6 protein-coding genes are annotated in these 12749 nt (G+C 68.3%); all 6 read left to right on the top strand.

Going from position 1 to position 12749, the window contains the following annotated elements; all coding sequences use genetic code 11:
• The first annotated feature begins 220 nt into the window (after positions 1-220).
• The 6 genes from rpoB (at position 221) to tuf (ending at position 12342) form a co-directional block, all read left to right on the top strand.
• Positions 221-3703 carry a DNA-directed RNA polymerase subunit beta gene (rpoB, locus tag BXY45_RS04455; RefSeq protein WP_109773097.1) on the top strand — a complete coding sequence of 1161 codons (3483 nt, stop codon included), beginning with the start codon at positions 221-223 and terminating at the stop codon, positions 3701-3703.
• Positions 3704-3825: 122 nt separating this feature from the next.
• Complete coding sequence (locus tag BXY45_RS04450) at positions 3826-7707, top strand: DNA-directed RNA polymerase subunit beta' (protein WP_109773096.1); 3882 nt, start codon at positions 3826-3828, stop codon at positions 7705-7707.
• A 343-nt stretch (positions 7708-8050) separates the two neighbouring features.
• Positions 8051-8422 (top strand): 30S ribosomal protein S12, encoded by a 372-nt coding sequence (gene rpsL, locus BXY45_RS04445; RefSeq protein ID WP_109773095.1) that lies wholly within the window; start codon positions 8051-8053, stop codon positions 8420-8422.
• Positions 8422-8892, top strand: coding sequence for a 30S ribosomal protein S7 (gene rpsG, locus BXY45_RS04440; RefSeq protein ID WP_109773094.1), 471 nt, complete (start codon positions 8422-8424; stop codon positions 8890-8892). The genes rpsL and rpsG overlap by 1 nt, the downstream gene beginning before the upstream one ends.
• A gap of 88 nt (positions 8893-8980) precedes the next feature.
• On the top strand, positions 8981-11083 hold the full coding sequence (fusA, locus tag BXY45_RS04435) for an elongation factor G (RefSeq protein ID WP_109773093.1): 2103 nt from the start codon (positions 8981-8983) through the stop codon (positions 11081-11083).
• Between the two features lie 65 nt (positions 11084-11148).
• Positions 11149-12342, top strand: a complete 1194-nt coding sequence (gene tuf / locus BXY45_RS04430; RefSeq protein ID WP_109773092.1) for an elongation factor Tu — start codon at positions 11149-11151, stop codon at positions 12340-12342.
• The last annotated feature ends 407 nt before the right edge of the window (positions 12343-12749 follow it).

Below are 12749 nucleotides of genomic sequence, written 5' to 3'. Positions count from 1 at the left end.
GAGCAGCTGCCGTGAACCGCCACGGGCCCCTCGATGAAGAGACTGACCCGTAGCGGCATCGCTCCGGGTAGCCGCTGGCGACGGCGGCTGGACTTGTGTGAGGCGGCGGTCTACGATAGCCCCTTGCGCACACTCTTGCATGCCCTGATTCCGGTCCACACCGGATAGGGGTTCGCTGGCATGCGCCCGCACCGTCCGCAGGCCCGTGGAAGGACTCCTCTTGGTCGCCTCGCGCACCTCGCTCCGCCCCAGCTCCAACGGTTCCACCTCGACCGCCCGCCGTGTGTCGTTCGCGAAGATTCGTGAGCCCCTCGACGTTCCCGACCTCCTGGCCCTGCAGACCGAGAGCTTCGACTGGCTCCTCGGCAACGAGCGCTGGCGTGAGCGTGTCGCCGCAGCCTCGAAGGAGGGGGAGGTTCCCAACACCTCCGGCCTTGAGGACATCTTCGAGGAGATCTCCCCGATCGAGGACTTCTCGGGCTCGATGTCGCTGAGCTTCCGCGACCACCGCTTCGAGCCGCCCAAGTACTCCCTGGAGGAGTGCAAGGAGCGGGACATGACCTACGCCGCGCCGCTGTTCGTGACGGCCGAGTTCATGAACGCCACCACCGGCGAGATCAAGAGCCAGACGGTCTTCATGGGCGACTTCCCGCTCATGACGCCCCGCGGCACCTTCGTCATCAACGGCACCGAGCGCGTCGTGGTGTCCCAGCTCGTTCGCTCCCCGGGCGTCTACTTCGAGCGCACCATCGACAAGACCTCCGACAAGGACGTCTACACGGCCAAGGTCATCCCCAGCCGCGGGGCCTGGCTGGAGTTCGAGGTCGACAAGCGCGACATGGTGGGCGTCCGCGTCGACCGCAAGCGCAAGCAGTCCGTCACGGTCCTCCTCAAGGCGCTCGGCTGGACCGACGCGCAGATCCTCGAGGAGTTCGGCCAGTTCGAGTCCATGCGCGCCACCCTCGAGAAGGACTCCACGTCCGGCCAGGACGAGGCGCTGCTCGACATCTACCGCAAGCTGCGTCCGGGCGAACCGCCGACGAAGGAGGCCGCCCAGACCCTCCTCGACAACCTGTACTTCAACCCCAAGCGTTACGACCTCGCCAAGGTGGGTCGTTACAAGATCAACCGGAAGCTGGGTCTCGAGGAGCCGCTGAAGGCGGGCACGCTCCGGGTCGAGGACGTCGTCGCGACGATTCGCTTCCTCGTGACGCTCCACGCCGGTCAGCGGACGATGAAGGGCACGCGGGGCGGCCAGGAGGCCGACATCCGCGTCGAGGTCGACGACATCGACCACTTCGGCAACCGTCGCCTGCGTGCTGTCGGCGAGCTCATCCAGAACCAGGTCCGCACGGGTCTGAGCCGGATGGAGCGCGTCGTGCGCGAGCGCATGACCACCCAGGACGTCGAGGCCATCACGCCGCAGACGCTCATCAACATCCGTCCCGTCGTGGCCTCCATCAAGGAGTTCTTCGGGACGAGCCAGCTGAGCCAGTTCATGGACCAGACCAACCCGCTTGCGGGCCTGACCCACAAGCGCCGCCTGTCGGCGCTGGGCCCGGGCGGTCTGAGCCGTGACCGCGCCGGCATGGACGTGCGTGACGTCCACCCCTCGCACTACGGCCGCATGTGCCCGATCGAGACCCCCGAAGGCCCGAACATCGGCCTCATCGGCTCCCTGTCGAGCTACGGCCGCATCAACCCGTTCGGCTTCGTCGAGACGCCGTACCGGCGCGTCGTCGAGGGCGTCGTCACCGACGAGGTGCACTACCTCACCGCTGACGAGGAGGACGAGCACGTCATCGCCCAGGCCAACGCGCCGCTGGGCGAGCGTGGCGAGTTCACCGAGGCCCGCGTGCTCGTGCGCGCCAAGGGCGGCGAGGCGGAGTTCGTGCCGGCCCTCGAGGTCGACTACATGGACGTCTCGCCGCGCCAGATGGTGTCCGTCGCCACCGCGATGATCCCGTTCCTCGAGCACGACGACGCCAACCGCGCGCTCATGGGCTCGAACATGCAGCGCCAGGCCGTCCCGCTGGTGCGCGCCGAGGCGCCGCTCGTGGGCACCGGCATGGAGCTGCACGCCGCGGTCGACGCCGGTGACGTCATCGTCGCCGAGAAGCCCGGGGCCGTGACCTCGGTCAGCGCCGACCTCGTGACCGTCGCCAACGACGACGGGACGACGTCGACCTACCGCCTCGCGAAGTTCCGCCGCTCCAACCAGGGCACCTCCTACAACCAGCGCGTGCTGGCGGTCGAGAGCACCCACGTCGAGCGCGGCACCGTGCTGGCCGACGGCCCGTCCACCGACCAGGGCGAGCTGGCGCTGGGGCGCAACCTCCTCGTGGCGTTCATGCCGTGGGAGGGCCACAACTACGAGGACGCGATCATCCTCTCCCAGCGGATCGTCCAGGACGACGTCCTGAGCTCGATCCACATCGAGGAGCACGAGGTCGACGCCCGCGACACCAAGCTGGGCCCGGAGGAGATCACCCGCGACATCCCCAACGTCGCGGAGGACGTCCTGGCCGACCTCGACGAGCGCGGCATCATCCGCATCGGCGCCGAGGTCGTCCCCGGCGACATCCTCGTCGGCAAGGTCACGCCCAAGGGCGAGACCGAGCTCACCCCCGAAGAGCGCCTGCTGCGCGCCATCTTCGGTGAGAAGGCACGCGAGGTGCGCGACACCTCGCTCAAGGTGCCCCACGGCGAGACCGGCACCGTCATCGGCGTCAAGGTCTTCGACCGCGAGGACGGCGACGAGCTGCCCCCGGGCGTGAACCAGCTGGTCCGCGTCTACGTGGCCCAGAAGCGCAAGATCACCGACGGTGACAAGCTCGCGGGCCGCCACGGCAACAAGGGCGTCATCTCCAAGATCCTGCCCATCGAGGACATGCCGTTCCTCGAGGACGGCACCCCCGTTGACATCGTGCTGAACCCGCTGGGCGTGCCCGGACGCATGAACGTCGGTCAGGTCCTCGAGCTGCACCTCGGGTGGATCGCCAAGCAGGGCTGGAAGATCGAGGGCAACCCGGAGTGGGCTGCGCGTATCCCCGAGGTCGCCCGCGAGGTGGCCCCGAACACTCCGGTCGCCTCTCCGGTCTTCGACGGTGTCTCCGAGGACGAGATCACGGGCCTGCTGGGCTGCACGACGCTCACCCGCGACGGCGAGCGTCTGGTCGACGAGTCGGGCAAGGCCCGGATGTTCGACGGCCGCTCGGGGGAGCCGTTCCCGTACCCGGTCTCGGTCGGCTACATGTACATCCTCAAGCTCCACCACCTGGTCGACGACAAGATCCACGCTCGCTCGACCGGTCCCTACTCCATGATCACGCAGCAGCCGCTGGGCGGTAAGGCCCAGTTCGGCGGCCAGCGGTTCGGCGAGATGGAGGTGTGGGCCCTCGAGGCGTACGGCGCCGCGTACGCGCTGCAGGAGCTGCTCACCATCAAGTCCGACGACGTGCTCGGCCGGGTCAAGGTCTACGAAGCCGTCGTCAAGGGCGAGAACATCCCGGAGCCGGGCATCCCCGAGTCCTTCAAGGTGCTCATCAAGGAGATGCAGTCGCTCTGCCTGAACGTGGAGATCCTCTCCAGCGACGGCACGAGCATCGAGATGCGGGAGACCGACGACGACGTCTTCCGCGCCGCGGAGGAGCTCGGCATCGACCTGAGCCGCCGCGAGCCGTCGAGCGTGGAAGAAGTCTGACGACCTCCTCTGCCTTCGACCCGGCGCGGCCCCCGCTGGGGGGCCGCGCCGGCGCCTCCCTCTCCCAGCACCCCAGCTCTGCTCCCCGGGGAGCACCCCTGAGCACCACCGAGAGGACATCCGTGCTCGACGTCAACTTCTTCGACGAGATCCGCATCGGCCTGGCCACCGCCGACTCGATCCGCACCTGGAGCCACGGCGAGGTCAAGAAGCCGGAGACCATCAACTACCGCACCCTGAAGCCGGAGAAGGACGGGCTCTTCTGCGAGAAGATCTTCGGCCCCACCCGTGACTGGGAGTGCTACTGCGGTAAGTACAAGCGGGTCCGCTTCAAGGGCATCATCTGCGAGCGCTGCGGCGTCGAGGTCACCCGCGCCAAGGTGCGCCGCGAGCGGATGGGCCACATCGAGCTCGCCGCTCCCGTCACCCACATCTGGTACTTCAAGGGCGTCCCGAGCCGGCTCGGATACCTCCTCGACCTGGCCCCGAAGGACCTCGAGAAGGTCATCTACTTCGCGGCCTACATGATCACCTGGGTGGACGACGAGTCGCGCTCGCGCGACCTGCCGTCGCTGCAGGCCCAGATGGAGGTCGAGAAGAAGCAGGTCGCCGACCGTCGCGACAGCGACGTCGAGGCCCGCGCGCAGAAGCTCGAGGCGGACCTGGCCGAGCTCGAGGCCGAGGGCGCCAAGGGCGACGTGCGCCGTCGCCTCCGTGAGTCCGCCGAGCGCGAGATGAACGCCATCCGTCGTCGCGCCGACGCCGAGATCGAGCGCCTCACCCAGGTGTGGGACCGCTTCGCCAAGCTCAAGGTCGCCGACCTCGAGGGCGACGAGGTGCTCTACCGCGAGCTGCGCGACCGCTACGGCCTCTACTTCGAGGGCGGCATGGGCGCTGCGGCGATCCAGAAGCGCCTGGCCTCCTTCGACCTGGAGGCCGAGGCCGAGTCCCTGCGCGAGACCATCGCCACGGGCAAGGGGCAGCGCAAGACCCGCGCGCTCAAGCGCCTCAAGGTCGTCTCGGCGTTCCTCACCACGACCAACTCGCCGCTCGGCATGGTGCTGGACGCGGTCCCGGTGATCCCGCCGGACCTGCGCCCGATGGTCCAGCTCGACGGTGGCCGCTTCGCCACCTCCGACCTCAACGACCTGTACCGCCGTGTCATCAACCGCAACAACCGCCTCAAGCGGCTGCTCGACCTCGGCGCGCCCGAGATCATCGTCAACAACGAGAAGCGGATGCTGCAGGAGGCCGTCGACGCGCTGTTCGACAACGGCCGCCGCGGCCGCCCGGTCACGGGCCCCGGCAACCGTCCGCTGAAGTCGCTGTCGGACATGCTCAAGGGCAAGCAGGGTCGTTTCCGCCAGAACCTGCTCGGCAAGCGCGTCGACTACTCGGGCCGTTCGGTCATCGTGGTCGGCCCGCAGCTCAAGCTGCACCAGTGCGGTCTGCCCAAGCCGATGGCGCTGGAGCTGTTCAAGCCCTTCGTCATGAAGCGCCTGGTCGACCTCAACCACGCCCAGAACATCAAGTCGGCCAAGCGCATGGTCGAGCGCGCCCGCCCTGTGGTGTGGGACGTCCTCGAAGAGGTCATCACCGAGCACCCGGTGCTGCTCAACCGCGCGCCCACGCTGCACCGTCTGGGCATCCAGGCCTTCGAGCCCCAGCTGGTCGAGGGCAAGGCCATCCACCTGCACCCGCTCGTCTGCGGCGCGTTCAACGCCGACTTCGACGGTGACCAGATGGCGGTGCACCTGCCGCTGAGCGCCGAGGCGCAGGCCGAGGCCCGCGTGCTCATGCTCTCCAGCAACAACATCCTCAAGCCGGCGGACGGCCGCCCCGTGACGATGCCCACCCAGGACATGGTCATCGGCCTGTTCCACCTCACCTCTGTGGTCGAGGGCGGCGTCGGCGAAGGCCGCATGTTCGGCTCGGTGGCCGAGGCGATCATGGCCTTCGACGCCAAGGTGCTCGACCTGGGCGCGAAGGTGCGGATCCGCCTGGAGGGCGTCGTCCCGCCGGCTGGCACGGTGCTGCCGGACGGCTGGACCCAGGGCGACCCGCTGGTCCTCGAGACCACGCTGGGCCGCACGCTCTTCAACGAGGCGCTGCCGACGGACTACCGGTTCGTCGACGCGGTGGTCGACAAGAAGCAGCTGTCCGCCATCGTCAACGACCTCGCCGAGCGCTACCCCAAGGTGCAGGTCGCCGCGACGCTGGACGCCCTGAAGGCGGCCGGCTTCCACTGGGCCACCCGCTCGGGGACGACGATCGCCATCTCCGACCTGGTGTCGCCGGACAACAAGCAGGCCATCCTCGAGGAGCACGAGGCACGGGCCGAGAAGGTCCAGCAGCAGTACGAGGCCGGTCTCATCACCAACGACGAGCGCCGCCAGGAGCTCATCGAGATCTGGACCGTCGGCACCAACCGCGTCGCGGAGGACCTCGAGTCCTCGATCGACCCGAAGAACACCATCTTCCGGATGGTCACCTCGGGAGCGCGAGGCAACTGGATGCAGATGCGCCAGATTGGTGGCATGAAGGGCCTCGTGGCCAACCCCCGCGGCGAGATCATCCCGCGGCCGGTGAAGTCCTCCTTCCGTGAGGGCCTGTCGGTGCTGGAGTTCTTCATCTCCACGCACGGTGCCCGCAAGGGCCTGGCCGACACGGCGCTGCGCACCGCCGACTCGGGCTACCTGACCCGTCGTCTGGTGGACGTCTCCCAGGACGTCATCGTCCGCGAGGACGACTGCGGCACCTCGCGCGGCCTCACGCTGCCGATCGGCACCCGTGGTCAGGACGGCGTCCTGCGCCTGCTCGACACGGTGGAGACCAGCGTCTACGCCCGCACCCTGGCCGCCAGGGTCACTGTCGACGGCGAGGTGCTGGCCGAGGCCGGCGCCGACGTCGGCGACGTCCTCATCGACGCCCTCGTCGCCCGCGGCGTCGAGGAAGTGAAGATCCGCTCGGTCCTCACCTGCGAGTCCAAGGTGGGCACCTGCGCGCTCTGCTACGGCCGCTCGCTGGCCACCGGCAAGCTCGTGGACATCGGCGAGGCCGTCGGCATCATCGCCGCGCAGTCGATCGGTGAGCCCGGCACGCAGCTGACGATGCGTACCTTCCACGTCGGTGGTGTCGCGTCCGAGGGCGGTGACATCACCCATGGTCTGCCGCGTGTCCAGGAGCTCTTCGAGGCGCGCACCCCGAAGGGCCAGGCGCCGATCGTGGAGGCAGTGGGCCGGGTGTCCATCGAGGACGCCGAGCGCACCCGCCGCATCACGGTCACGCCGGACGACGGCTCCGAGGAGGTCTCGCACCTCGTCAGCAAGCGCGCACGTCTGCTCGTGGCGGACGGTCAGCGCGTCGAGGTGGGCCAGCAGCTCGTCCAGGGCTCGGTCGACCCCAAGCAGGTGCTCCGCATCCTGGGCCCGCGAGCGGTGCAGAAGCACCTCGTCGACGAGGTCCAGGCGGTGTACCGCAGCCAGGGCGTGGGCATCCACGACAAGCACATCGAGGTCATCGTGCGGCAGATGCTGCGCCGCGTGACGATCATCGAAGCCGGTGACGCCGAGCTGCTGCCCGGTGAACTGGCAGAGCGTGGTCGCTTCGAGGCGGAGAACCGTCGCGTCGTCGCCGAGGGTGGTACGCCGGCGGCTGGCCGTCCGGAGCTCATGGGCATCACCAAGGCCTCCCTGGCCACGGAGTCGTGGCTGTCCGCGGCCTCCTTCCAGGAGACGACCCGGGTGCTCACCGAGGCGGCGCTCAACGGCCGCAGCGACCCGCTGCTCGGCCTCAAGGAGAACGTCATCCTGGGCAAGCTCATCCCGGCGGGTACCGGTCTGGCGCGCTACCGCGACGTCAAGGTCGAGCCCACGGAGGAGGCGAAGGCCGCGATGTACGCGATCCCGAGCTACGACGACACCGACTACGAGGGCTACTTCGGCGCCGGCTCCGGCCAGGCCGTGCCCCTGGAGGAGTACGACATCGGCGGCTACGGCCGCTGAGCCAGCACCCTGCGGCGGTTCCCCTGGTGAGAGGGGCCGCCGCCGGGGTGATGTCGGGACGCCCCCGACGACGGGACACCCCGTCGTCGGGGGCGTTTTGACTGGTGTATCGGGCACCGCGTAGTCTCGTCAGAAGCCCGGGCGCGCCCGGGCCTCCGTGCGCCAAGACCGTGTCGCTCTTCCAGGGCCCGCTGTCCGGGCCGGGTCCGGCGGGTCGACCCCGCCAGGCAGTCGGACGTGCCCGACCACGGGGGCCAGGCAGTACGAGCGGTGGTGGGAGTCATCTCCAGCCGCCGGCAGCCCGCGACACAGCCAGACGCACGTCACTACCCACGGAGACTCAGTGCCCACCATTCAGCAGTTGGTCCGCAAGGGCCGCCAGGACAAGGCCACCAAGACGAAGACACCGGCCCTCAAGGGGAGCCCGCAGCGGCGCGGGGTGTGCACGCGCGTGTACACGACCACCCCGAAGAAGCCGAACTCCGCGCTGCGCAAGGTCGCGCGCGTGCGCCTGTCGAGCCAGGTCGAGGTCACCGCCTACATCCCGGGCGAGGGCCACAACCTCCAGGAGCACTCCATCGTCCTGGTCCGTGGTGGTCGTGTGAAGGACCTCCCGGGCGTCCGTTACAAGATCGTGCGCGGTGCGCTCGACACCCAGGCCGTCAAGAACCGCAAGCAGGCCCGCAGCCGCTACGGCGCCAAGAAGGGGAACTGATGCCTCGCAAGGGACCGGCCCCGAAGCGGCCGCTCGTCGTCGACCCGGTCTACGGGTCCCCGCTGGTCACCCAGCTCGTCAACAAGATCCTCGTGGACGGCAAGAAGTCCGTCGCCGAGCGCATCGTCTATGGCGCTCTCGAGGGCACTCGTGAGAAGACCGGGCAGGACCCGGTCGTCGCGCTGAAGAAGGCCATGGACAACGTCCGTCCGGCCCTCGAGGTCAAGTCCCGCCGCGTCGGTGGTGCGACCTACCAGGTCCCGATCGAGGTGCGCGCCGGTCGCTCCACGACGCTCGCGCTGCGCTGGCTCACCAGCTACGCGCGGTCGCGTCGTGAGAAGACCATGACCGAGCGCCTGATGAACGAGATCATCGACGCCAGCAACGGCCTGGGAGCCGCGGTCAAGCGCCGCGAGGACACCCACAAGATGGCCGAGTCGAACAAGGCGTTCGCGCACTACCGCTGGTGATCTTCCGTCCGCGCCGCCCACCGGGCGGCGCGGACGTCCTCCACCACTCCCTAGGGCCCCTTGCGGGCCGGACAGGCAGGACCACAGCGTGGCACTCGACGTGCTGATGGACCTCACGAAGGTCCGCAACTTCGGCATCATGGCGCACATCGACGCCGGCAAGACCACGACGACCGAGCGGATCCTCTTCTATACGGGGATCAACTACAAGATCGGCGAGGTCCACGACGGGGCCGCCACGATGGACTGGATGGAGCAGGAGCAGGAGCGCGGCATCACCATCACGTCCGCCGCGACGACCTGCTTCTGGGAAGGCACCCAGCTCAACATCATCGACACGCCCGGTCACGTCGACTTCACGGTCGAGGTCGAGCGCAACCTCCGCGTCCTCGACGGCGCTGTCGCCGTCTTCGACGGCAAGGAGGGCGTCGAGCCCCAGTCCGAGACCGTGTGGCGCCAGGCGGACAAGTACGACGTTCCGCGCATCTGCTTCGTCAACAAGATGGACAAGCTCGGTGCGGACTTCTACTACACGGTGCAGACCATCAAGGACCGCCTCGGCGCGACGCCCCTGGTGATCCAGCTGCCGATCGGCTCCGAGAGCACCTTCATCGGCTGCATCGACCTGGTGCGCAACAAGGCACTCGTCTGGCGCGGCGAGGTCGACAAGGGTGCCGCCTACGAGGTGGAGGAGATCCCCGCCGAGCTCGCCGAGAAGGCGGCGGAGTACCGCCACCAGCTCATCGAGACGGTGGCCGAGTCCGACGAGGCGCTGCTCGAGAAGTACCTCGGCGGCGAGGAGCTCACGATCGACGAGATCAAGGGCGCCATCCGCAAGCTGACGATCTCCTCGACCCTCTACCCCGTCCTGTGCGGATCGGCGTTCAAGAACAAGGGCGTCCAGCCCATGCTCGACGCCGTCGTCGACTACCTGCCGACCCCGCTCGACGTGCCGAGCGTCGAGGGTCACAAGCCGAACGACGAGGAGACCGTGCTCACCCGCGCGGCGAAGTACGAGGAGCCCTTCTCGGCCCTCGCCTTCAAGATCGCCTCGCACCCGTTCTTCGGCAAGCTGACCTACATCCGCGTCTACTCGGGGCGGATCTCCTCCGGTGCTCAGGTCGTCAACTCGACCAAGGGCAAGAAGGAGCGCATCGGAAAGATCTTCCAGATGCACTCCAACAAGGAGAACCCCGTCGACGAGGCGGCAGCGGGTCACATCTACGCCGTGATCGGCCTCAAGGACACGACGACCGGTGAGACGCTGTGCGACCCGTCGGCGCCCATCGTGCTCGAGTCGATGACGTTCCCCGAGCCGGTCATCTCCGTGGCCATCGAGCCCAAGACGAAGGCCGACCAGGAGAAGCTGGGCACCGCGATCCAGAAGCTTGCCGAGGAGGACCCGACCTTCCAGGTCCAGCTCGACGAGGAGACCGGTCAGACCATCATCAAGGGGATGGGCGAGCTCCACCTCGACATCCTGGTCGACCGGATGCGTCGCGAGTTCAAGGTCGAGGCGAGCGTCGGCAAGCCGCAGGTCGCCTACCGCGAGACCATCCGCCGCACCGTCGAGAAGATCGACTACGTGCACAAGAAGCAGACCGGCGGCTCGGGCCAGTACGCGAAGGTCCAGATGAAGTTCGAGCCCCTGGACACCTCCGACGGCCAGATGTACGAGTTCACGAACGCCGTGACCGGCGGTCGCGTGCCTCGCGAGTACATCCCCAGCGTCGACGCCGGCATCCAGGACGCGATGCAGCTCGGCGTGGTGGCCGGCTACCCCCTCGTGGGCATCAAGGCCACCCTGCTCGACGGCGCCTACCACGAGGTCGACTCGTCGGAGATGGCCTTCAAGGTGGCTGGTTCGATGGTCCTCAAGGAGGGTGTTAAGAAGGCCGACCCGGTGCTTCTGGAGCCGGTCATGGCCGTCGAGGTGCGTACGCCCGAGGACTACATGGGCGAAGTCATCGGCGACCTCAACTCCCGCCGTGGCCAGATCCAGGCCATGGAGGACATCAGCGGCGCCAAGATCGTGCGTGCGCAGGTCCCGCTGTCGGAGATGTTTGGCTACGTCGGTGACCTGCGTTCCAAGACGCAGGGACGCGCCGTCTACACCATGACGTTCGACAGCTACGCCGAGGTCCCGCGCAACGTGGCCGAGGAGATCATCAAGAAGGCCCGCGGCGAGTGACCTGACGGCTTCGTCAGGTCGCCCGTTAGCATCAGCATCAGACAGCTCTCGAGGAGGAACACCCAGTGGCCAAGGCCAAGTTCGAGCGGACCAAGCCCCACGTCAACATCGGGACGATCGGGCACATCGACCACGGCAAGACGACGCTCACCGCGGCGATCTCCAAGGTCCTGCACGACAAGTACCCGGACCTGAACCCCTTCACGCCGTTCGACCAGATCGACAAGGCGCCTGAAGAGAAGCAGCGCGGCATCACGATCTCGATCGCTCACGTCGAGTACCAGACCGAGTCGCGCCACTACGCGCACGTCGACTGCCCCGGGCACGCCGACTACATCAAGAACATGATCACCGGTGCTGCCCAGATGGACGGCGCGATCCTCGTGGTCGCGGCGACCGACGGCCCGATGCCGCAGACCAAGGAGCACGTGCTCCTGGCCCGCCAGGTCGGCGTCCCCTACATCGTGGTGGCCCTGAACAAGGCCGACATGGTCGACGACGAGGAGATCCTCGAGCTCGTCGAGATGGAGGTCCGCGAGCTGCTGTCCTCCTACGAGTTCCCCGGTGACGACCTGCCGGTCGTCCGCGTCTCGGCGCTGAAGGCGCTCGAGGGCGACGCCGAGTGGGGCGCCAAGCTCCTCGAGCTCATGGACGCGGTGGACTCCTCCATCCCGCAGCCGGAGCGCGAGGTCGACAAGCCGTTCCTCATGCCCATCGAGGACGTCTTCACGATCACCGGCCGCGGCACCGTGGTGACCGGCCGCATCGAGCGCGGCATCCTCAAGGTCAACGAGACCGTCGAGATCGTCGGCATCAAGACCGCGTCGCAGTCCACGACCGTGACCGGCATCGAGATGTTCCGCAAGCTGCTCGACGAGGGCCAGGCCGGCGAGAACGTCGGGCTCCTGCTCCGCGGCCTCAAGCGCGAGGACGTCGAGCGCGGCCAGGTCGTCTGCAAGCCGAAGTCGATCACGCCCCACACCGACTTCGAGGCGCGCGTCTACATCCTGTCCAAGGACGAGGGTGGCCGTCACAACCCGTTCTACTCGAACTACCGTCCGCAGTTCTACTTCCGGACGACCGACGTGACCGGCGTCATCACGCTGCCCGAGGGCACCGAGATGGTCATGCCGGGCGACAACACCGAGATGACCGTGGCCCTGATCCAGCCGATCGCCATGGAGGAGGGCCTGCGCTTCGCCATTCGCGAGGGTGGCCGCACCGTGGGCGCCGGCCAGGTCGTCAAGATCATCAAGTAATCTCAGCCCCGCGAGGGGCGAGGTCGACACGAGAGGCCCGGGAGCATGGCTCCCGGGCCTCTCGTGTGTTGCCCGGGGGAGCGCCGTGGAGGTTCCCTGCCGCGCTCCGCGCCCACCCCACTGGCTGTACGCCTGTCGCTCCTGCCGCCGGCCCTCTGGGTCGCCTCGCCCGGATTGGACCGGGGAGGGGGGAGTCTGGCAAGATAAGTGGGTCGTCCGGCGTGCGCGCCCCTCGCTCTTGAGCGGGGGGCGCCCCGTTGCTGGCCCCCACGGGCCGCAGCTGCGGATCGCCGACGCCCGGGAAGCCGGGCACGACAGCAGACCTCCACAGGTGGCAGCGCGCCAGTGCGCTCGAGGCAGGGCGACACGCCCGACCTCGGGGGCCGGTGGCCGCCCCGTGGCACAGC

Source organism: Quadrisphaera granulorum (assembly GCF_003149145.1).
Lineage (GTDB): Bacteria > Actinomycetota > Actinomycetes > Actinomycetales > Quadrisphaeraceae > Quadrisphaera > Quadrisphaera granulorum.
The sequence above is the reverse complement of the archived record's forward strand: the minus strand, read 5'-3'. Positions and strand labels throughout refer to the sequence as shown.

Excerpts from the sequence above, each read along its gene's own strand:
- rpsG (WP_109773094.1), top strand. The coding sequence starts at position 8,422 with ATGCCTCGCAAGGGACCGGCCCCGAAGCGGCCGCTCGTCGTCGACCCG.